Below are 20,063 nucleotides of genomic sequence, written 5' to 3' on the forward strand. Positions count from 1 at the left end.
TGTCATAGGTCATCCGGAGGTTCCGATGGAGCGATTCGACAACAGTCCTGAAACGGCGCTTGACTGGCACCGCAGCGGGCGCGGCGCGGCGCTCGCTACAGTTGTCGAAACCTGGGGCAGTGCGCCGCGGCGGGTGGGATCCCAATTGGTGATTGGCGGTGATGGTCGGATAGAAGGCTCTGTTTCTGGTGGATGTGTCGAAGGTGCTGTTATCGTCGAGGCGCTTGAAGCCATTGATGAAGGCGAAGCGCGTTTGCTTGAATTCGGGGTCAGTGACGACGATGCCTTCGCGGTTGGTTTGGCCTGTGGGGGGACCATACGCATTCTTGTCGAACCCATAGGAAAAGTCCTGCCAGAATCTATGTTGGCGGAACTGGTTGCCGCTCGGGCCGCTCGAACGCCCGTTGCCTACGAAGTCAACATCGAGACCGGGCGCAGGGCGCTGCGTCGCAACGCTTATGCCGACAGGCTGCGTATGGATCGGTCAGGGTTCGAAGAGGATGGCCAGACCTTTGTCGCAGTACATAACCCACCGCTGAGGTTGCTGGTTGTTGGGGCGGTTCACATCGCGCAGGCTCTGGTACCGATGGCGCGGATTGCGGGCTACGATCCAACCATCATCGACCCACGTGACGCCTTCGCGTCCAGTGCGCGTTTTCCCGGCGAAACGATCCTGACGGATTGGCCGGATGAAGCCGTTGCGAAGCTTGGACTGGACGCGCGGACCGCGATTGTCCTGCTGACACATGACCCAAAACTTGATGATCCGGCGCTACAAGCCGCATTGGACGCCGATGTGTTCTATATCGGCGCATTGGGGTCAACACGCACCCATGCCAAGCGCATTGAGCGTATGAAAGCGGCCGGTTTCACCGATGCGCAGATCTCTGGCATTCATGGGCCCATCGGCCTGGATATTGGGGCCGCCGGTCCCTCGGAAATCGCGGTTGCGATACTGGCGCAGATCACTGCAGTTCTTCGAGGGAAGGCATGAAATTTGGGCCTGTACCGGTCTCCCGGGCAGAAGGAGCTATTCTGGCGCATTCGGTTACAGCGGATGGGCGAAAGCTCCGCAAAGGGCTTGAATTGCGCGCGGAACATGTAGCGCAACTGGAAAAGGCTGGTTTAAGCGAGGTCATTGTTGCCCGGCTGGATACCGGTGATTGCCATGAAGATCAGGCGGCACTCAAACTGGCGTCTGCGCTGGCACCTGATCCAGCTTCAGCCAACTTGCGGGTAACCGAGGCTTTTACCGGGCGGGTAAATCTTTTGGCCGATGGGCCCGGGGTTGCCGTGCTTGATGTTCACGCACTTGAAATGTTCAATCAGGTCAATCCGATGATTACCGTTGCGACCGTTCCCCAGTACCAGCAAATGGGGGCGAACGGCATGGTGGCGACCATCAAGGTCATCTCATATGCCGTGCCAGAGGCTGATGTTCAGCGCGCCGCCGGGCTGGCAAAAGGAGCTGTGCGTTTGGCGCGGCCAGTTCATCGGACAGCCGGTCTTGTTGTCACGGAAATTCCCGGTGGGCCGCCGAACGAAAAGGGGATTGCCGCAATTCGGGGACGGGTCGAGGCATTGGGAATGGAGCTTTCGGAGGTGCAGATTGTTCCGCATCGAACGGATACTTTGACCAGCGCGATTTCTAAGGGGAAAGGTGATCTTCTGATGATATTGACGGGTTCGGCCACCTCGGACCCGAACGATGTCGCACCGTCGGCCGTTCGGCTGGCTGGCGGGACGATTGATCGCTTTGGTATGCCGGTTGATCCGGGAAACCTGCTGTTTCTGGGGGACCTGCAAGGCCGACCTGTGATCGGTTTGCCGGGATGCGCCCGCTCTCCGGCGTTGAATGGGGCGGATTGGGTGCTGTCGCGTGTCGCATGCGGGATTGAAACAACAGGCGCAGATATTGCCGGAATGGGGGTTGGCGGGTTGTTGAAGGAAATCCCGACCAGACCCCAGCCGCGAGCGAAACGAAACGACTGACCGCCGCCAAGGTCCGCTATATTGCGTATGTACTATTGATATTCTAGGGTTTTCTCATCCTTGGCAAAACGCCGGGCCGCCAATACGCGCCGGTGTCCTCCCGCGCTTTTTGAAACTGTTCGACCCTATCCCGTGCAGCTTCGCCCCCTGCATCAAAGAGATGACCGAGCAGGCATTCCAGAACCGCCATCGCGCCGGAAAAGCTTGAAAACGGATGTAATGTGCGGGTGCTGACGGGCAGAACCACATCCGGGTTGACGCCGGGGGCAATCACCTCGCTATCCGACAGCAGTACAATCTTTATGGCCCTGTCGCGGGCAAAGCGCATCGACTGGATCGTATCTGCGGAGTAGGGATGGACCGTGATGGCAAACAAACAATCCTCGGACGTGGCCTCGACCAGGTCATCGATGGCCGAGCCCATGTGCCGAGGTATCAGCTGTAATCCGGGATGGGCCATGCGCCCCGCGTAGTGAAAATAATAGGCCAGCGCATGACTGGACCTTGTGGCGGTCACATAACAGTGACGTGCAGACACCATGTATTCAACGGCACGCTTGGCCAAATTCGGCTCCATCAGACGCAGAGAGCGGGACACAACATTCATCTCATTGCGCGCGAATCTGGCCTGTGCGCCGTGGAAAGGGTCTTGTCCGGGTGATGTGGTTAGCCACCCATGACCTATCCTGTCTTCGCTGTCTGTTGTGAGGGCAAGGCGAAATGGGTGGCGGAAGGCGTCAAAACTGTCGAAACCCATACGCTGCGCCAGTCGAACAAGAACACTGGTGCTGATGCCGATCCGGTCAGCGGTCACCCGGACCGGGTTCAGGCCGAAATCACCGGGATGGTCGATGATATACTTCGCCGCGACTTGCATCTGCGCAGGCATCTCATCGATCTCGCGCCGAATTTGGCTGGTCAAGGCTGCAAGGGTGGGTGTCATGCAGAAAAGAAACATATGTTTTCTTTAGTGTAAATTGAAAACGTCATCCAGCGACTCTAACTGAGGGCAAAGACTTGGGTGGTGCTATGACATCAAAAACAACTGACAGCTTGGACAGGCCCTACATTCTGGTTGCGCCAAACGGCGCCCGGCGGAGCGCGTTGGATCATCCCGCCTTACCGCTCAGGATTGATCAGATCGTCACGTCAGCACGGGATTGTCATGCTGCGGGTGCGGACGGGTTGCATCTGCATATTCGAGATGCAGACGGACTGCATTCACTGGACGCCGGATTGTACCGGGAAACGCTTGCGGGATTGCAGCGCGAGGTTCTAGGAATGGAGCTACAGATCACGACCGAAGCAGCCGGGCAGTTCGACGTAGCATCGCAACTGGACTGTTTGCAAAAGGTGCAACCTGAATGGGCCTCAATCTCGGTGCGTGAAATCGCGCGCGACCTGAACCTTGCGCCCAGGGTCTATGCACAATGCGCGGATCAGGGCACGCGGGTTCAACATATACTGTATGATGCTGACGATGCACGACTACTGGACCATTGGCGCGCTCAGGGCATCGTACAGGCGGATCAGACAGACCGTTTGCTTGTTCTGGGGCGATACGGTGATGACCAGCAATCTATGCCAGCCGATCTAGAGGCTTTTCCAAAAAGCCCGGCTCGTTGGATGGTGTGCGCCTTTGGTGCGCAAGAACATGCCTGTCTGGCCGAGGCTGCGCGACGCGGTGGTGACGTGCGGGTTGGGTTTGAAAACAGTCTGATCGGGCCGGATGGCAGACCGTGGGCAGATAACGCGGCTTCGGTCGCAGCATTAGTTGAATTGCTTGGAAGGGCAAAGAAATGAGTCATGTTTTCCCACGTCACACGAAATCGGACCTCCCCGTCGCGGTTGGCGGCGATGGCTGTTATCTGATTGATACAGAGGGCAAGCGATACCTGGATTGCGGTGATGCCGCAGTATCATGTCTGGGTCATTCGAATCAGGCTGTGATCCAAGCGGTACAGCAGCAGGTGGAACAGATCGCCTTTGCACATACCGGGTTCATGACATCGGAACCGGCCGAGGTTTTGGCCGAATTGTTGATCCGGCATGCACCGGGGGATCTGGACCGTGTGTATTTTGTTTCGGGCGGGTCCGAAGCGACCGAAGCGGCAATCAAACTGGCGCGCCAATATTTCCTTGAAATCGGACAACCTGAACGCCGTCACGTTATCGCGCGAAAGCAAAGCTATCACGGCAACACTTTGGGGGCTTTGTCCGCCGGGGGCAACGCATGGAGACGGGCACAATTCGCCCCGATGCTGATCGAGATGACCCATATCTCTGCATGCTACGAATATGCCGAAAAACCGGAAGACGAGAGCAGTTTTGACTACGGCCAGCGTGTGGCGAATGAATTGGAAACTGAAATCCTGCGGCTGGGTCCCGATACGGTCATGGCATTTATGGCCGAACCAGTGGTCGGGGCCACCCTTGGCGCAGTTCCTGCGGTTGAAGGATATTTCAAGCGTATTCGCGAGATTTGCGACCACTATGGTGTGTTGCTGATCTTGGATGAGGTGATGTGCGGTATGGGCCGAACCGGTCACATGTTTGCCTGCGATCATGACGGTATCGAACCGGATATTCTTTGTATTGCCAAGGGGTTGGGGGCTGGATATCAACCAATCGGAGCCATGCTGTGCACCGGTAAAATCTATGACGCGATCCGCGATGGATCAGGGTTTTTCCAGCATGGGCACACCTATGTCGGTCATCCGGTCGCCACAGCCGCCGCATTGGCGGTGGTCCGTGAGTTGACCGAACGGGATTTACCTGCGCGTGCCGGGGTCATGGGCAACAAGCTGCAATCTGCCCTTGAGGCAGCATTCGGACAGCACCCGAACGTGGGAGATATCCGTGGTCGTGGGTTGTTCCGAGGTGTTGAACTGGTCGTTGACCGTGACACCAAGGAACCTTTTGATCCATCACGCGGCATCGCAGGTAAGGTGAAAAAGGCAGCACTGGCTGAAGGGTTGATTTGCTATCCCATGGCAGGCACGCGGGATGGCCGGAACGGCGATCACGTCCTGCTGGCGCCGCCTTTTATCATCGAAGAGGAACAGATAGGCGAACTCGTCAGCAAACTGGAACGCGCCATTTCCGCCGTGCTTTGACATTACCGTGAGCGCACTGTTCGCCCGCAGGTTATTTGTTAGTGTCGCGGGAGAAGTATCTGAAAAGGCGAAATCAATGGCGCTGGATATTTGGCGCAGTTTCCGCGCGCTTCCCCTTTGGGTGCAGATCTGGGTGGCCGTAATATTGGTGCCGGTTAATTTGGTTCCGCTTGCTTTCCTGGATCAGCCGCAGGGGATGCTCATCGCTGTTCTGGCGATTACCGGTATGGCGCTGAACATACCCATCATGGCGGTTGCGCGCGGGATGAGCGGTGCGATGGCTTTGCCGCACATTCTGTGCTGGGTTCCACTGGTTGTCATCGTAACGCTTTTGTTGTTTTCCGATGCGACCCTGAGCATTGCCTTTATCAAGTTTCTTTGGGTGCTTCTGATCGTTGACATAATTTCCTTGCTTTTCGACTTCAGAGATGCGGTCAACTGGTTACGAAGCAGACGCGCGACCTGAACAAAAAAGCCCCTTCGGCAGCGAAGGGGCTTTGATCGTTTCTGTCTTTTAAGCAGATTACTTATGCGGAAGCGGGCCGATCATCATGACCATCTGACGGCCTTCCATCTTCGGCATGTTTTCGATCTTGCCGACCTCTTTGATGTCTTCGGCCACACGTTCCAGCAATTCGCGACCCAGGTTCTGGTGTGCCATTTCACGGCCACGAAAGCGCAGGGTGACTTTGACCTTGTCGCCCTTTTCCAGAAACTTAAAGACGTTCTTCATTTTGACGTCATAGTCATGCGTATCGGTGTTCGGTCGGAACTTGACCTCTTTCACTTCGATGACTTTTTGTTTTTTGCGCGCTTCGTTTTCGCGTTTTTGCGTTTCGTACTTGTACTTGCCGAAATCCATGATCTTGCAGACCGGTGGGTTCGCATTGGGCGAGATTTCGACCAGATCAAGACCTGCATCTGCGGCCATCTGCATGGCTTTGGCGGGATGAACCACCCCGACGTTTTCACCTTCGGCGCCAATCAGGCGAATTTCGGGGGCACGGATCTTATCATTGACGCGCGGGCCGGTGTCTCTCTGTGGCGGCGCGTTGTGAGGTCTGCGAGCTATGGGTTCATTCCTTTGATGATTGCAGAATTTCGAGCCCGGAATTTAAACCGGGCAGAGCCGCACTTCAAGCGGCATAAATACAGGGTAATGCGAAAAAACTTGTTTTCTGCCGGTGTTTTTCGCGTTCAGGGTGGCAAAGCCCTGAACGCAGGGTTGCTTTAGCCGACAAAGGCTTTTTCGATCACGAACTCCTTGGGTTCTGAGTTTGCACCTTCACGCAATCCAAACCCTTCGAGGATTTCCTTGATATCCAGGTTGAAAGCCAACGAACCGCAAACCATTGCACGGTCGGTTTCGGGCTTGATGCCACCGTCAATACCCAAGTCGGAAAACACGGTGCCGTCCTGAAGCAAAGTGGTGATGCGACCCATCTTTGGGCTCTCTTCCCGTGTGGTGGTCGGGTAATAGCGGATCTTGTCGGCAAATCCTTCACCGATCAGTTCGGCCAACAGTTCGTCCTGACGGATGCTGTCGATCAGCTGACGGCCATATTCCAGCTCTGCCACTTCGCGGCAGGTGTGGGTGATGATGACCTCGTCATAGTCCTCATAGGTCTGCGGTTCACGCAGCAGCGAGGCAAAAGGCGCAAAGCCGGTGCCGGTCGCAAAAAACCACAGGCGCTTGCCGGGCAGCAGGGCGTCATGCACCAATGTGCCAACCGGTTTGGGACGCAGGATGATCTGGTCACCCGGTTTGATATGTTGCAATTTCGAGGTCAGCGGGCCGTTCTGAACCTTGATCGAATAAAACTCCAGCTCTTCATCCCACGAGGGCGAGGCGATGGAATAGGCGCGCAGCAACGGCTTGCCGTTGTCACCCAGCAGACCAATCATCACAAACTCGCCCGAACGGAAACGCAGCGAGGCCGGGCGAGACACCTTGAATGAAAACAGGCTGTCGGTCCAGTGTTTGACATCGGTTACAGTTTGCGCGTCCGGCAGGACGGGGACTTTTACGGCGGTTGCTTCGCTCACGGGCTTCATCTCTGTCATCGTTTACCTGCCGGTCTGCTAAACCGACATCTCCGTTTAATCTTTGATCCAAGTCAGGAAAAGGGGACAGATTGCCCCCTTTGCGTCACAGGCTGGCAATCGCGGGATCAGCCGCGCAGGCGGGCCTGATAGTTATTCTCTTTCCAGTTCGCGCGGGCCAGCCACTGATCCTCGGGTTGGCGGTCTGCCAGTTCTCCGTCGATCTCGACCTCGTCAAAGCCGCTGCGGCGCGCCATGGCGTATTGATCGGCAAGCACATGCCCTTTGGCGCGCAGCCGGCCTTTGTAGCCCTTCAGGCGCAATGTGCGAGCGATGGTAAATCCGCGACCATCTGCGAAAGACGGGAAGTCTACCCGAACCAGCCTCGTGCCGCCCAACCGGTCAAACAGTTCGTCCGGGTCTGTCTCCGAGCTCACGTCTAGCGCGACCACGTCATTGGCGGCATCATCCAGAGTGACAAAGCCGTCGGTCCAGTCATCAGGCGAAAAGCCCTCATCCGTTACGATTACGTTCATGTTTTCTCTCCGACGCGCATCATCTTGCCATCGACAAAATGGATGCCGCATTCTTCCTTGTTCTGATCGCGCCACCGTCCGGCGCGGGGGTCTTCGCCCTCTTTGACAGGCGAGGTGCAGGGCGCACAGCCGATCGAAGGGTATCCTTTGGCCACCAGCGGATGCCGGGGCAGGTTGTTTTCATCCATATAGGCCCGCACATCCTCGGGCGCCCAATGGGCAAGCGGGTTGACCTTGATCCGACCTGTTCCGTCCTCGACCTCGAAGAATTCCAGCGCAGCGCGCGTGCCTGCCTGAAACCGCTTGCGTCCGGTTATCCAGCCATCGAACCCCACCAGCGCCCTTTGCAGCGGGAAAGTCTTGCGCAGGTTGCAGCACGCGTCCGTGTCGCGCAGGCGCAATGCGCCGTATGGGTCTTCGCGTTCAACCTCTGCATCCTCGGCCCGGATGATGCGAATGTTGGTAAGCCCCAGACGCTCGCTCACCTCCTGCTGGTATTCCAGCGTTTCGGTGAACAGCATCTGCGTGTCCACGAAAAGAACGGGCGTTGCCTTGTTCACCACCGCCGCCATATGCAACAGCACGACGGATTCCGCGCCAAAGCTCGAGACCAAGGCAAGCTCGTCGATCTCGTCAATCGCTCCATGCATGACATCATGAGCGCTGTGGTGCCGGAACTGGGCATTCAAGCCTTCGACACGTTCAGTCAGTTCGCGTCTGTCCCGGCCCAGTTCCGTCTGGATCAGGTCAAGCGGCATTTGCGCGGGCCTCGGGGTAGAGGGCGTCTTTGAACGGCGCCATGCCCACCCGGCGATATGTTTCCAGGAATGTCTCCTCTGCGCTTGCACGCTGGTTCAGATAGGTGTCGACAATGCGCTCCACGGCAGGAACGATTTCGTCATAGGCAAAGCCCGGACCGGTGCGATCACCAATTGCCGCAGTTTCGGTCGCATCGCCACCCAAAGTGATCTGGTAGTTTTCGACACCTGCGCGGTCCAAACCCAGAATGCCGATGTGGCCAACATGGTGATGACCGCAGGCGTTGATGCAGCCTGAGATTTTGATCTTCAGGTGGCCGATGTCATGCTCAAGCTTCAGGTCCTCGAACCGTGTTGCAATTTCCTGAGCAACCGGGATCGAACGCGCCGTCGCCAGCGCGCAATAATCCATACCCGGGCAGGCGATGATGTCGCTGATCAGACCGATGTTGGCGGTGGCCAGTTCGTATTCCTTCAGCTTGGCGTGGATCGCGGGCAGGTCCGATTTGTGGACATGCGGTAGGATCACGTTCTGCTCGTGGCTGATGCGCAGCTCGTCATAGGCGAATTCTTCGGCCAGATCGGCCATAACGCGCATTTGCTCGGCAGTTGCATCGCCCGGTGTTGCTCCATGCTTCTTGATCGAGATCGTGACGATCGCATGGTCCGCGTTCTTGTGCGGCGCGATGTTGGTGTCGACCCACGACCGGAAGACCGGATCGTTGGTATAGGTGCTTTCAAACGACGCGACCGAGCCTTCACGGTAGGCAGGTGGTGCAAAGTGGCCCTTGATCTCTTCCAGCAGGTTCATATCCGCGCCTTTGAACTGCGGGCGGACCTTCAGGAAGCGTTCGTTGACCTTGGCGCGGATAGCGTCGATGCCATGCTCGTGCACGGTGATCTTGATACGTGCCTTGTACTTGTTGTCGCGGCGACCAATCTGGTTCCATACGGAAACGGTGGCCTCCAGATAGGCCAGCAGGTCGTCAAAGGCGACGAACTCGGACAATTCCTTGCCGATCATGGGCGTACGGCCAAGGCCACCACCAACAATGACGCGAGCGCCCAGAACGCCGTCACGTTCGACCAGTTGCAGGCCGATGTCATGCGCTTTGATCACTGCGCGGTCGTTTTCACTGCCAGTGATGGCGATCTTGAACTTTCTCGGCATGAACTGGAATTCCGGGTGGTCGGTCGACCATTGGCGCAGCAATTCGGCGTAAGGGCGGGGATCAGCGACCTCATCTGCAGCGGCACCGGCAAAGTGGTCGGCGGTCACGTTGCGAATGGTGTTGCCCGAAGTCTGGATGGCGTGCATGCCAACCTCGGCCAGCGCGTCCAGCATATCCGGCACGTCGCTCAGCTTTGGCCAGTTGTACTGGATGTTCTGACGGGTGGTGAAATGGCCATAGCCTTTGTCCCACTTCTCGGCCAGCAGCGCCAGTTGACGCATCTGTGCACTGTTCAGCGTGCCATAGGGAATGGCGACGCGCAGCATGTAGGCGTGCAGCTGCAGATACAGCCCATTCATCAGGCGCAGCGGCTTGAATTCGTCTTCGGTCAACGAGCCGTCGATGCGGCGTTCCACCTGGGCGCGGAACTGCGCGTTACGTTCTGCCAAAAATGCTGTGTCGAACTCGGAGTAGCGATACATGTCTAGCTGTCCTTGTTTGCAGCCCCGAACCTTGGGGCCTTGAAGGGGAGAGAGATGGCCAGAGGTCAGGCCCGGGGCTGCGGGGAAGTTTCCTGTTTGCCGTGGGCATAGTTGGACGGACCAGTCCGGCGGAAATCTTCCCGAAAATGGGTGGGCTCGGGGCCGTTCTTGCCCGCAACGGCATCGGCCAGATAAGTGCCCACGACTTTATTTGCCTGACGCGCCGCATCCAGCAGACGCACCTGTGCATGTGCTTCGTCAGTGATCAGTTCCGCTTGCGACAGATCACGCGTCCAACTGTCATCTTCGGTCTGGTAAATGACGTCACCTATCAGCAAATCATTTGCGGTGACGACTTTGGGGGTAAAAGCGCGGGCCATCAGGCAAGCTCCTTGTTGAATTCGGTTACGGCCTGCGTTGCTTCGCGCGGGGCAAGGCCATAGAATGTCAGGGCTGGTCCGTCCATTTCGGCGGCGGCCAGATCGGCGGGCAGTTGATCCAGTGTGGTGGCCAGAATCCGCTGGTTCGGACGCGAGGCGTTTTCGACCAGTGTGACTGGAGTGGCGCGATCGGCACCGTGCATGATCAGGCGACCCTGGATAAAGCGGGCAGATTTCTTGCCCATATAGATCGCAGCAACCGAACCGGCCCGTGCCAGGGCATTCCAGTCATGATCGGCAAAACCTTTCATGTCATGCCCGGTCAGGAACCGCACCGAGGAATTCCGGCCGCGTTGAGTCAGGCTTTGGCCGATACCAGCCACCGCGGCAGAGGCCGCCGTGATACCGGGAATGATCTGCCACGTGATTCCAGCCGCCTCGACGGCCTCAATCTCTTCATCCAGACGACCAAAGACAGTGGGATCGCCGGACTTCAGGCGGACCACGCGGTTACCTTTCAGGGCATATTCGACCAAAAGAGCGTCGATATCACTTTGCTTCCAGGATGGGCCGAACCCGACTTTGCCGACATCAACCAAAGCGGCGCTTTGACCGGCTATGTCCAGAACGGGTTTACTGATAAGGCGGTCGTGCAGCACAACATCAGCCTGCTCAAACGCAGTCAGCGCCTTGAGTGTCAGCAACTCGGGGTCGCCCGGACCTGCGCCGACAAAGTCGACATGTCCTTTGGTGCCTGTTGTGCGAACGTCCTGCATCGGATCATCTCGGGTGTGGTTTGACTTGACCCTCAATATAGGAAATATTCCCACCAAAGCGCCATATGGGCGCTCAAAAAAGGACAGACGTTCCATAGAAACAAAATTTTGGAACGAAAGCTTCGATGTGGAAGGAATATTGGAATGTCGGTGCGGATAGATGATACGGATCGGAAAATTCTGGCCGAGCTGCAACGTGATGCAGGGCAGTCACTGGACGAAATTGCGGCTCGGGTCGGCAGTTCAAAGACGCCTGTTTGGAATCGTATTCGTAAGCTCAAGAGTGCGGGAATCATTGGTCAGCAAACGGTTTTGCTGGATGCCGAAGCGCTTGGGTTTGAGGCGACTTTCTTTGTTTTGATCCGCACGTCGGAACACGAGGCTGAATGGCAGCGCAAGTTCCTTAAGGCTTTGCGCGAACATCCCGAAGTGCAGGAGGCGCATCGGCTGGCAGGCGACATTGATTATATTCTCAAGGTTCGGGTCAAGAACGCGCGCGCCTATGATCAATTCTACCAGTCGCTGATTTCGGAGGTACGGGTGCACAACGTGACCGCGCTTTTGTCGATGGAAGAAATCAAGTCCACAACGATGCTTCCCCTCAACGCATTGGTTGAAGGGGCATAGAAGGCAGGTGCTGCCAGCGCCGGATCGATCCGCGCCTTATACAGGTCAGACCTGAACCATTAACTGTTCCAGACCATGGAAGTGATAGCTGTCTGAATAGGTCGGCGGATCGGCAAGCCGCAGGTTAGGGCAGCTGTCGAACAGAATGGGCAGAGCTATGCGCATTTCCAACCTTGCCAAAGGTGCGCCGACGCAAAAATGGATGCCTCCACCAAAACTTGTGTTGACCTCAATCGCGCGAGTCGGAACAAACCTGTCGGGTTCATCCCAGACGGCAGGGTCGCGGTTTGCAGCGCCAAGCAAAAGTGCGACCTGATCACCGCGCCTGAACGAATGACCAAACATATCAACGTCTTCATACGCATACCGTGTGAACATGTGTAGGGGCGGGTCATAGCGCAGGATTTCTTCAATCGTTGCGTCGATCTGGTCGGGTGCCAGAACGTCGGGGCTGGTATGTGTTTGCAACAGGGTTCTCACACCGTTCGCAAGCGAATGCACCGTTGCTTCGTGACCTGCATTCAACAGCAAGATGCATGTTGCGACCAGTTCGTCGATGGACAGCTTTTCGCCTTCCTCCTCGGCGCTGATAAGCCGGGTGATCAAATCGTCACGCGGATCGTTGCGTCGCTGGTTAATGTATCCCAACAGGAAATCCGTGAACTCCTGAGACGACTTGGCGGCCTTATCCTCGGTCGCCTGTGTCCGGTTGGCCTGATACATCGCGACCATGTCATGCGACCACTGCAACAGGTTGGGCGCCATGTCTTCGGGAACGCCCAACAGTCGGCAGATGGTTACCACCGGGACCTGAGTGCAATAAGCACTCAGCAGATCGAAAGGTGTATTCGGAAACGCCTCGACAAGACTGTGGCATAGCGATTCAATGGAAGGCTGCAATGCAGAAATTTCCCGCGACGTGAAAGCGCGCATAACAAGCGCCCTCAGGCGGGTATGTCGCGGGGGTTCAGCTTCAAGCAGCGAATGGGCTTCGATAGCCAGCCAGGGGGCCAAATGGGCAGGGCCCTGTGTCGCGCATTCAGGCGGAACTTCCCGCCCAAACCGGCGGTCGCGAAGAAGTGCCCGCACGGCACGGCGGGACACCGCAGCAACCATGTCGTAGTCGCGCCAATAGAACAGATCACCAGCAGTGCGGGCCTGATCATAGAAAGGGTAGGGGTTCTGAACGAAACCCGGGTCTGTCGGGGATTGCGAGAATGACTTCATGCGACGCACACTTGCCACGAGCCGCGTTGAATGCAAGACCCTGTCTATGCAGAGAGTTTGGATCATTGTCGGTTTTTTGTCCGCTGTCGGGCTGCTGTCAGGTTTTGTTTGGTCTTATGGCTATCGTCAGGCGCTGTCTCAGCTAAGTGACAAGGCCGAAGCAGACCTTGAACTGGCGGCGGATCGGCTCAGCACCCAGATGCAGGTCTACCAGGAACTGGCGGTTCTGATGGCGACACATCCCGCCTTGCACGCGTTGGATACACCGACACAAATACATGACGCGCAAGCGATGTTGCTGGACGTTGCCGACAAGACAGCGGCCGTCAACATGATGTACTTGGATCGCAGCGGTCGGGTTATGGTCGCCGCACAGCCAGTGGCACAGCGAGACATGTCCGCACATCCAGCGTTCAGGCGCGCCATGCAGGGTGCGGTGGGCACCGCGCATGAAGTGGTTCCAGACAGTGGCGACCGGATATATTCCTATGCCGCTCCGACTTTTGCCGCCTCCGGGCAAGTCGAAGGTGCAGTGATGGTGGTTGCCGATGTCCAGGACATTGAACAAACTTGGCGGGGCAGTACCGAAGCCGTTTTCTTTGTTGATTCTGACGGTGTCGTCTTCATCTCGAACCGGTCGGACTTGCTGTTCTGGAGCCGCGAGGTTGGCCAGTCCGGGCTGACACCGCCAGAGGGTGCGTCGGTGGATTTTGCCGCGACGCGGGTCGGCCAGCATGAGTTGTGGCGGCTGAGTTGGGGGCGGTATTTGCCACGCGATGCGTTGCACCTAACGCTTGAGTTGCCTGTGATCGATATGACCGCCGAGGTTTTGGTGGACGTGGCCCCGGCCCGGCGACTTGCCGGGTTGCAGGCGGCGGCGGTCGCCGCGATCTGTCTGGCGTTTGGTGCGATGCTGTATCTTGCGATGGAACGGCGACGGACGCTGGCGAATGCCAACACGGTTCTGGAAAGCCGGGTGGCGCAGCGTACCCGTGCTTTGACCCAAGCAAACACCGCATTGCGCCGCGAAGTTGCAGAACGTCAGGAGGCCGAAGCAGCACTGAAAAAAGCGCAGGCAGAGCTGGTGCAGGCAGGTAAGCTCAGCGCGTTGGGGCAGATGTCGGCGGGGATCAGCCACGAACTCAACCAACCGTTGATGGCGATCCAGCAATTCGCCGACAATGGTACGGCCTTTCTTGAACGCGGCAAAGGTGACAGGGCCAGTGAAAACCTTGGGCGTATTTCGGAAATGGCCGCCCGCATGGCCCGGATCATCAAGAACCTGCGCGCGTTCGCTCGCAATGAAAGCGAACCGATGGGTCGGGTCGATCTGGTGCAGGTTCTGAAAACTGCCGTCGAATTGACCGAAACCCGTTTGCGTGACGATGATGTGACGCTGGAATGGGAACCGGGACAGGCTGCGGTTTATGTTTGGGGGGGGGAAGTCCGCTTGGTGCAGGTCTTTGTTAATCTGATCAATAACGCGGCGGATGCGATGCTGGGGCGACCCAAGCGGCACATTTCGATTGTGATGCACGAAGAAGACCGGTTGCGCGTTTCTGTGCAGGATACCGGCCCGGGGATTGAAGACCCCGACCGGGTGTTCGAGCCGTTTTATTCGACCAAAAGCGTAGGATCATCTGAAGGTCTGGGGCTTGGTCTTTCTATATCATATGGTCTTGTTCAAAGCTTTGGGGGTGAAATCCGCGGGGCAAACACGGCTGATGGCGCAGTGTTTACCGTCGAGCTGGAGCCCTACGGAAAAGAAGAGGCTGCATGATGCGCAGGGTTCTGTTGGTCGATGATGACGCAGCTGTTCGCGAGGCATTGGCGCAAACCATTGAACTTGCAGATTACGCACCGACAACAGCCGGTTCTTTTGTGGCGGCCAAGGATCATATTCGGCGGGATTTCCCCGGTGTGATTATTTCGGACATTCGAATGCCCGGGCGGGATGGCTTCCACTTGTTGGCGTATGCTCGGGACATCGACCCCGAGCTTCCGGTGATCCTTTTGACCGGAGAAGGTGATATCCCAATGGCCGTAGAAGCCATGGGAAAAGGAGCGTTCGATTTTCTCGAAAAACCCTGCGCTGCGTCTGACCTGATGGATGTTCTTGAACGCGCATTCGCAGCCCGCACCCAAGTGTTGGAACAGCGCGCCCTGAAATCCGAACTTGAAAGGGGGGACCCGGCCGCACGTTTGCTGTTTGGCCTGTCTCCGCAAGCTGAGGCGCTGCGGGATCGCGTGCGGACCGTCGCACCGACAGGGGCCGAAGTTCTTGTTACCGGCCCGCCGGGCAGCGGCATATCCAAAGTAGCCGAAGTGGTCCACCTGATGTCGCCCGCTGGTCAGGGGCCTTTTGTCAAACGTCCGGCTTCAAGTCTAAGCCCCGATGACCTTGCCCAAAGCTGTGGCGATGCCGTGGGTGGTTCCCTGTTTCTGGACGAAGTGTCTGCCATGCCCCAAGCCACGCAGTTTGCGGCGTTGGAGATCATCGAGCGCGGTCCGGGGGGGCGTATTATCGCAGGAACAACCGCCGACCTATCCGCGTTAAGTTCGGAAGGGCGGTTCAACGCTGATCTGTTTTATCGTTTGGATGTGATGCGGGTGCGTGTTCCTTCATTGGCGGAACGCCCCGACGACATTCCGGTGATTTTTCGCCACTATGTGGCGCAAGCGGCCGAACAGGCTGGCATCGCAATTCCCGAGATTTCGTCCGAACATCTGGCGGCCTTGATGGCCAGCGACTGGCCGGGCAACGCCCGTTCGCTGATGTCAGCAGCAATGCGGTTTGTTCTTGGAATGCCCGAGGAGGTTACGCAGGCTACGGATCTGGGGTTGAGCGAACAGATGGCGCGGGTTGAACGATCTTTGTTGATTGCAGCTTTGGGACGCCACAATGGAAAAGCATCAGATGCAGCCAAGGCGCTGAAGCTGCCGCGCAAGACCTTTTACGACAAGCTGGCGCGCTACCAGATTCGTCCCGAGGATTACCGCAGATAAGCAGGAACCGGATTGGCGCATCTGATTCGAAGAAGTGATTCGGAAATTGTGCGGAAATCCGCACAAGCCGCTCTGAGGATGTGCGAGTTTTCGCACGGCTCGGGACTGTGAAGCGCAGAACCTGAACCAGTAACGACGTAACACTTTGGTATTAAACAGGTAATCAGACACGTTCCGCAATCGCAGTCAAAAGTTGTGTGCTTTACCCTGAGTCGCTTCACTGCACGCCATACGGCGCTTACCCGGCGTCGACTGCAAGTTTCAAGGAACTCTGGGAGGATATCAGATGAAGCTTCTGACAACGGCAGCAACTGCGCTTGCTCTGACAGTAACCGCAACGGCTGGTATGGCTGCATGCGACGAAGGTGAAATCGTCGTCAAGTTCGCGCATGTGACGAACACCGACAAACACCCCAAAGGAATCGCGGCATCGCTGCTGGAGCAGCGGGTCAACGACGAAATGAACGGCACGATGTGTGTTGAGGTCTACCCGAACTCGACGCTCTACAACGATGACAAAGTTCTCGAAGCGATGTTGCAGGGTGACGTGCAACTGGCCGCGCCCTCGCTGTCGAAGTTCGAGAAGTTCACCAAACAGTTCCGCCTGTTTGACTTGCCGTTCATGTTCAAGAATGTCGACGCTGTAGACGCGTTCCAGGCCTCGGCCGAAGGACAGGCGATGAAAGACAGCATGCAGCGCCGTGGCCTGCAAGGGCTGGCGTTCTGGCACAACGGCATGAAGCAGATGTCGGCCAATAAGGCTTTGGTTGATCCGTCGGATGCAAACGGTCTGAAGTTCCGCGTGCAGTCGTCAGATGTGCTGGTGGCACAGATGGAAGCCATCGGTGGTAGCCCGCAGAAAATGGCATTCTCGGAAGTGTATGGCGCGTTGCAACAGGGCGTTGTGGACGGGCAAGAGAACACCTGGTCGAACATCTACGGCAAGAAGTTCTTTGAGGTGCAGGACGGTATCACCGAAACCAACCACGGCATCATCGACTATCTGGTCGTGACATCGGTGGATTGGCTGGACAGTCTTGATCCGGCGGTGCGGGACCAGTTCCTGACTATTCTGGCCGAAGTTACCGAGACCCGGAACAAAGAAGCCTTTGCTGTGAACGAAGCGGCCAAAGCGTCGATCATCGATGCAGGCGGCGTCATCCGTGAACTGACCCCTGAACAGCGTCAGGCCTGGGTCGACGCAATGAAACCGGTTTGGGACAAATTCGCCGGTGACGTGGGTCAAGACAAGATCGACGCGGCGCAGGCCATCAACGCCGGATTCTGATCCCGTTCAAGACCGCGCGTCAGGGGACTGGGGAGTATTCGACGCGCAGGCCGGGCGGGCTGAAATGGCCCGCCCCATTCTCAACTCTCTCTTCAATAAAATGCGGGGACTGAAAGATGTCTGGTGCGAACTCCGGCCAGGGCGGGCTGATCGACCATATCGAAGAAACCCTGATCGCGTTGCTTTTGGGCCTTATGACGGTCGTTACATTTGCCAACGTGATCGCGCGGTTTGTCTTTAATTCAAATATCCTATGGGCGCTTGAGTTGACAGTGTTCACGTTTGGCTGGCTGGTGTTGCTGGGCGCGTCTTACGCGGTCAAGAAACATGCTCATCTGGGTGTGGATGCAATCCTGAACATGCTGGCGCCAGCACCGAGGCGCATTATGGCGCTGGTCTCGGTCGGGTTCTGTCTGATGTTCTCGCTGCTGATGCTCAAAGGGGCATATGACTATTGGGCCGTCTTTGCAGATCTGCCGCCAACATCGGGCCGCTGGTTCCCGACCGGGTTTGATTTCGGCGCACGCAGCCAGAGTTTCTACGAGGTAGACGACATCCCCATGGTCGCTCCGCTGCGCTTTCTGGAAGACCTGATCAACTATGGCGAGGGGTATGAAAAACTGCCCAAGGTCGTACCTTATCTGGTTCTGCCGGTGTCCATGCTGCTGCTGGTGATCCGGTTTACGCAGGTCGCCGTTCAAATTTGGCGTGGTGAGACCGATCGCCTTGTCGCCAGCCACGAAGTCGAGGACGAGATTGAAGAAGTCCGCGCACAACAAGGGGTGCATGACTGATGGACGTTATCCTTCTTTTCTCGATGGTCATCGGCCTGCTGCTGATCGGGGTTCCGATTGCGGTTGCACTTGGCCTCAGCTCGACCCTGTTCCTGCTGATCTATTCCGACAGTTCGCTGGCTTCAGTTGCAGGCACGCTGTTTGAGGCGTTCGAGGGGCATTTCACCCTGTTGGCGATCCCGTTCTTCATTCTGGCCTCGTCCTTTATGACGACAGGTGGTGTAGCGCGTCGGATCATCCGTTTCTCGATTGCTTGCGTGGGGCATCTGCCCGGCGGTCTGGCGATTGCGGGCGTGTTTGCCTGTATGCTGTTTGCCGCGCTGTCAGGATCGTCCCCGGCCACGGTTGTGGCGATCGGGTCGATTGTCATCGCAGGTATGCGCCAGGTTGGGTATTCCAAAGAGTTTGCCGCTGGTGTGATCTGTAACGCGGGTACGCTGGGCATCCTGATCCCTCCGTCCATCGTGATGGTTGTGTATGCTGCCGCCGTCGAAGTTTCAGTTGGGCGCATGTTTCTGGCTGGCGTTATTCCCGGTCTGATGGCTGGCTTCATGCTGATGGTCACCATCTATGTCATGGCAAAGGTCAAGAACCTGCCCAAGGGTGAATGGAAGGGGTGGGGTGAGGTCTTTACCTCGGCCCGCGAGGCCGGTTGGGGCCTGTTCCTGATCGTTATCATTCTGGGTGGTATTTATGGGGGTATCTTTACCCCGACCGAGGCTGCCGCGGTTGCTGCCGTCTATGCCTTTTTCATCGCCAGTTTCGTCTACAAGGACATGGGTCCGCTGAGTACGGAAGGGGACGCACAGAACCTGCCGCTGCTGAAAAAGCCTTACGCGTTGGTCACGGCGTTCTTTCACCCCGATACCAAGCATACACTGTTCGAGGCGGGCAAGCTGACGGTGACGCTGTTGTTCGTGATCGCCAACGCGCTGATCCTTAAGCATGTTCTGACGGACGAACAGGTGCCGCAGCATATCGCCGAGGCGATGCTGACCGCAGGGCTAGGGCCGGTGGCGTTCCTGATCGTTGTGAACGTGATCCTGCTGATCGGTGGTCAGTTTATGGAGCCGTCGGGCCTGTTGGTGATCGTCGCACCGCTGGTGTTCCCGATTGCCATCGAGTTGGGCATTGATCCGATCCATCTGGGCATCATTATGGTGGTGAACATGGAAATCGGAATGATTACGCCTCCGGTTGGTCTAAACCTGTTCGTAACCTCGGGCGTTGCAGGTATGCCGATGATGAGCGTTGTTAGGGCAGCGCTGCCGTTCCTCGCTGTTCTCTTCGTCTTCCTGATTATGGTGACGTATATTCCGTGGATCTCGACATTCCTGCCCAACACCTTCATGGGCCCGGAAATCATAACCAATTAGGTGGTTTGACGATGCACGTAGCCGGGCGGTTTCGACTGCCCGGCTTTTTCGTATCTTGAACCCCGGCATCAAGTGCTTAACTAGGGTTCAGAGGACGACCTCCCCATAATGGGACATCTTTCGGGACGACCCGAACGAATACGAGGTTGTCTTATGCCCTGGGTATTCCTTCTATTTGCTGGCCTGTTGGAAATCGTCTGGGCCGTAGCGATGAAGCAATCGGCTGGTTTCACCCGATTGTGGCCTACGGCCTTGATGGTGCTTTCGATGATCGGGTCTTTCGGTCTTCTGGCGCTGGCGATGCGGGACCTGCCGTTGGGCACAGCTTATACCATCTGGACGGGTATTGGTGCAGTGGGGGCGTTCTGTGTCGGTATCCTGTTTCTGGGTGAAGCCCTATACCCTGCGCGGATTCTCGCGGCCCTTCTGATCGTGTCAGGTCTTATCGTGATGAAGTTGTCGTGAGGCCGTCATTGACCAAGTCTTTGCG

The 20,063-nt window shown here is 57.0% G+C and carries 20 protein-coding genes and 1 pseudogene; 12 read left to right on the plus strand and 9 right to left on the minus strand.

Annotation, left to right across the window (positions count from 1 at the left end):
• Positions 1-25: 25 nt before the first annotated feature.
• Both ACR0M9_RS00780 and ACR0M9_RS00785 read left to right on the plus strand, forming a co-directional pair.
• Entirely contained in the window at positions 26-994 is a 969-nt protein-coding gene (locus ACR0M9_RS00780) for an XdhC family protein (protein ID WP_480772634.1), read from the plus strand.
• On the plus strand, positions 991-1,992 hold the full coding sequence (locus ACR0M9_RS00785) for a molybdopterin-binding protein (protein ID WP_480772635.1): 1,002 nt from the start codon (positions 991-993) through the stop codon (positions 1,990-1,992). Before ACR0M9_RS00780 ends, ACR0M9_RS00785 begins: the two co-directional genes overlap by 4 nt.
• A 43-nt stretch (positions 1,993-2,035) precedes the next feature.
• Here the strand turns inward: ACR0M9_RS00785 and ACR0M9_RS00790 are convergent, their stop codons facing one another.
• The gene (locus tag ACR0M9_RS00790) at positions 2,036-2,935 is read right to left on the minus strand and encodes a MurR/RpiR family transcriptional regulator (RefSeq protein ID WP_480505367.1); all 900 of its coding nucleotides are present in this window, start codon (positions 2,933-2,935) and stop codon (positions 2,036-2,038) included.
• Between the two features lie 86 nt (positions 2,936-3,021).
• Between ACR0M9_RS00790 and ACR0M9_RS00795 the strand changes: the two genes are divergently transcribed.
• The 3 genes from ACR0M9_RS00795 to ACR0M9_RS00805 all read left to right on the plus strand — a co-directional run bounded on the left by ACR0M9_RS00795 (position 3,022) and on the right by ACR0M9_RS00805 (position 5,574).
• Complete coding sequence (locus ACR0M9_RS00795) at positions 3,022-3,795, plus strand: beta-keto acid cleavage family enzyme (protein WP_480772636.1); 774 nt, start codon at positions 3,022-3,024, stop codon at positions 3,793-3,795.
• Positions 3,792-5,108, plus strand: coding sequence for an aspartate aminotransferase family protein (locus ACR0M9_RS00800; protein ID WP_480772637.1), 1,317 nt, complete (start codon positions 3,792-3,794; stop codon positions 5,106-5,108). Before ACR0M9_RS00795 ends, ACR0M9_RS00800 begins: the two co-directional genes overlap by 4 nt.
• Before the next feature lie 76 nt (positions 5,109-5,184).
• Positions 5,185-5,574 carry a hypothetical protein gene (locus ACR0M9_RS00805; protein WP_480481147.1) on the plus strand — a complete coding sequence of 130 codons (390 nt, stop codon included), beginning with the start codon at positions 5,185-5,187 and terminating at the stop codon, positions 5,572-5,574.
• Between the two features lie 57 nt (positions 5,575-5,631).
• Here the strand turns inward: ACR0M9_RS00805 and infC are convergent, their stop codons facing one another.
• From infC to cobA, 7 genes and pseudogenes are all read right to left on the minus strand, one after another.
• Entirely contained in the window at positions 5,632-6,222 is a 591-nt protein-coding gene (gene infC / locus ACR0M9_RS00810; protein WP_480492811.1) for a translation initiation factor IF-3, read from the minus strand.
• A gap of 116 nt (positions 6,223-6,338) precedes the next feature.
• Entirely contained in the window at positions 6,339-7,172 is an 834-nt protein-coding gene (locus tag ACR0M9_RS00815) for a ferredoxin--NADP reductase (protein ID WP_209504075.1), read from the minus strand.
• Positions 7,173-7,279: 107 nt separating this feature from the next.
• Complete coding sequence (locus ACR0M9_RS00820; protein ID WP_267365587.1) at positions 7,280-7,687, minus strand: DUF934 domain-containing protein; 408 nt, start codon at positions 7,685-7,687, stop codon at positions 7,280-7,282.
• Positions 7,684-8,445: a phosphoadenylyl-sulfate reductase gene (locus ACR0M9_RS00825; protein WP_480772638.1), complete on the minus strand. Its 762-nt coding sequence runs from the start codon at positions 8,443-8,445 to the stop codon at positions 7,684-7,686. Before ACR0M9_RS00825 ends, ACR0M9_RS00820 begins: the two co-directional genes overlap by 4 nt.
• A complete protein-coding gene (locus tag ACR0M9_RS00830) occupies positions 8,435-10,099 on the minus strand; it encodes a nitrite/sulfite reductase (RefSeq protein WP_480772639.1) in 1,665 nt (554 codons plus the stop codon). Before ACR0M9_RS00830 ends, ACR0M9_RS00825 begins: the two co-directional genes overlap by 11 nt.
• Before the next feature lie 65 nt (positions 10,100-10,164).
• The gene (locus tag ACR0M9_RS00835; RefSeq protein ID WP_480481139.1) at positions 10,165-10,479 is read right to left on the minus strand and encodes a DUF2849 domain-containing protein; all 315 of its coding nucleotides are present in this window, start codon (positions 10,477-10,479) and stop codon (positions 10,165-10,167) included.
• Positions 10,479-11,225, minus strand: a pseudogene (cobA, locus tag ACR0M9_RS00840) (uroporphyrinogen-III C-methyltransferase); the annotation flags it as partial. The gene ACR0M9_RS00835 and the pseudogene cobA, both read right to left, overlap by 1 nt.
• Before the next feature lie 174 nt (positions 11,226-11,399).
• Here cobA and ACR0M9_RS00845 point away from each other — a divergent pair.
• Positions 11,400-11,882 (plus strand): Lrp/AsnC family transcriptional regulator, encoded by a 483-nt coding sequence (locus ACR0M9_RS00845; protein WP_267365581.1) that lies wholly within the window; start codon positions 11,400-11,402, stop codon positions 11,880-11,882.
• 45 nt (positions 11,883-11,927) lie between these two features.
• Here the strand turns inward: ACR0M9_RS00845 and ACR0M9_RS00850 are convergent, their stop codons facing one another.
• The gene (locus ACR0M9_RS00850; RefSeq protein ID WP_480772640.1) at positions 11,928-13,109 is read right to left on the minus strand and encodes a cytochrome P450; all 1,182 of its coding nucleotides are present in this window, start codon (positions 13,107-13,109) and stop codon (positions 11,928-11,930) included.
• A gap of 46 nt (positions 13,110-13,155) precedes the next feature.
• On the opposite strand from ACR0M9_RS00850, the gene ACR0M9_RS00855 reads away from it, so the two are divergent.
• The 6 genes from ACR0M9_RS00855 (at position 13,156) to ACR0M9_RS00880 (ending at position 20,038) form a co-directional block, all read left to right on the plus strand.
• The gene (locus ACR0M9_RS00855) at positions 13,156-14,889 is read left to right on the plus strand and encodes a sensor histidine kinase (protein ID WP_480772641.1); all 1,734 of its coding nucleotides are present in this window, start codon (positions 13,156-13,158) and stop codon (positions 14,887-14,889) included.
• Positions 14,886-16,115, plus strand: coding sequence for a sigma-54-dependent transcriptional regulator (locus ACR0M9_RS00860; protein WP_480505351.1), 1,230 nt, complete (start codon positions 14,886-14,888; stop codon positions 16,113-16,115). Before ACR0M9_RS00855 ends, ACR0M9_RS00860 begins: the two co-directional genes overlap by 4 nt.
• A gap of 286 nt (positions 16,116-16,401) precedes the next feature.
• The gene (locus tag ACR0M9_RS00865) at positions 16,402-17,403 is read left to right on the plus strand and encodes a DctP family TRAP transporter solute-binding subunit (RefSeq protein WP_209504066.1); all 1,002 of its coding nucleotides are present in this window, start codon (positions 16,402-16,404) and stop codon (positions 17,401-17,403) included.
• Positions 17,404-17,519: 116 nt separating this feature from the next.
• A complete protein-coding gene (locus ACR0M9_RS00870) occupies positions 17,520-18,197 on the plus strand; it encodes a TRAP transporter small permease (RefSeq protein WP_480772642.1) in 678 nt (225 codons plus the stop codon).
• Positions 18,197-19,573 (plus strand): TRAP transporter large permease, encoded by a 1,377-nt coding sequence (locus ACR0M9_RS00875; protein ID WP_480584041.1) that lies wholly within the window; start codon positions 18,197-18,199, stop codon positions 19,571-19,573. Before ACR0M9_RS00870 ends, ACR0M9_RS00875 begins: the two co-directional genes overlap by 1 nt.
• A gap of 153 nt (positions 19,574-19,726) precedes the next feature.
• On the plus strand, positions 19,727-20,038 hold the full coding sequence (locus tag ACR0M9_RS00880) for a DMT family transporter (RefSeq protein WP_480505348.1): 312 nt from the start codon (positions 19,727-19,729) through the stop codon (positions 20,036-20,038).
• The last annotated feature ends 25 nt before the right edge of the window (positions 20,039-20,063 follow it).

Source organism: Ruegeria sp. CH2 (assembly GCF_056537065.1).

Bases quoted from the DNA above. Each gene is read 5' to 3' on its own strand.
- ACR0M9_RS00825 (WP_480772638.1), bottom strand. From the start codon at position 8,445: ATGCCGCTTGACCTGATCCAGACGGAACTGGGCCGGGACAGACGCGAA.
- ACR0M9_RS00785 (WP_480772635.1), top strand. From the start codon at position 991: ATGAAATTTGGGCCTGTACCGGTCTCCCGGGCAGAAGGAGCTATTCTG.
- ACR0M9_RS00815 (WP_209504075.1), bottom strand. From the start codon at position 7,172: ATGACAGAGATGAAGCCCGTGAGCGAAGCAACCGCCGTAAAAGTCCCC.
- ACR0M9_RS00790 (WP_480505367.1), bottom strand. From the start codon at position 2,935: ATGACACCCACCCTTGCAGCCTTGACCAGCCAAATTCGGCGCGAGATC.
- ACR0M9_RS00860 (WP_480505351.1), top strand. From the start codon at position 14,886: ATGATGCGCAGGGTTCTGTTGGTCGATGATGACGCAGCTGTTCGCGAG.
- ACR0M9_RS00805 (WP_480481147.1), top strand. From the start codon at position 5,185: ATGGCGCTGGATATTTGGCGCAGTTTCCGCGCGCTTCCCCTTTGGGTG.
- ACR0M9_RS00820 (WP_267365587.1), bottom strand. From the start codon at position 7,687: ATGAACGTAATCGTAACGGATGAGGGCTTTTCGCCTGATGACTGGACC.
- ACR0M9_RS00800 (WP_480772637.1), top strand. From the start codon at position 3,792: ATGAGTCATGTTTTCCCACGTCACACGAAATCGGACCTCCCCGTCGCG.
- ACR0M9_RS00780 (WP_480772634.1), top strand. From the start codon at position 26: ATGGAGCGATTCGACAACAGTCCTGAAACGGCGCTTGACTGGCACCGC.
- ACR0M9_RS00865 (WP_209504066.1), top strand. From the start codon at position 16,402: ATGAAGCTTCTGACAACGGCAGCAACTGCGCTTGCTCTGACAGTAACC.
- ACR0M9_RS00835 (WP_480481139.1), bottom strand. From the start codon at position 10,479: ATGGCCCGCGCTTTTACCCCCAAAGTCGTCACCGCAAATGATTTGCTG.
- ACR0M9_RS00880 (WP_480505348.1), top strand. From the start codon at position 19,727: ATGCCCTGGGTATTCCTTCTATTTGCTGGCCTGTTGGAAATCGTCTGG.
- ACR0M9_RS00875 (WP_480584041.1), top strand. From the start codon at position 18,197: ATGGACGTTATCCTTCTTTTCTCGATGGTCATCGGCCTGCTGCTGATC.
- ACR0M9_RS00870 (WP_480772642.1), top strand. From the start codon at position 17,520: ATGTCTGGTGCGAACTCCGGCCAGGGCGGGCTGATCGACCATATCGAA.
- ACR0M9_RS00795 (WP_480772636.1), top strand. From the start codon at position 3,022: ATGACATCAAAAACAACTGACAGCTTGGACAGGCCCTACATTCTGGTT.
- ACR0M9_RS00855 (WP_480772641.1), top strand. From the start codon at position 13,156: ATGCAGAGAGTTTGGATCATTGTCGGTTTTTTGTCCGCTGTCGGGCTG.
- ACR0M9_RS00830 (WP_480772639.1), bottom strand. From the start codon at position 10,099: ATGTATCGCTACTCCGAGTTCGACACAGCATTTTTGGCAGAACGTAAC.
- ACR0M9_RS00850 (WP_480772640.1), bottom strand. From the start codon at position 13,109: ATGAAGTCATTCTCGCAATCCCCGACAGACCCGGGTTTCGTTCAGAAC.
- ACR0M9_RS00845 (WP_267365581.1), top strand. From the start codon at position 11,400: ATGTCGGTGCGGATAGATGATACGGATCGGAAAATTCTGGCCGAGCTG.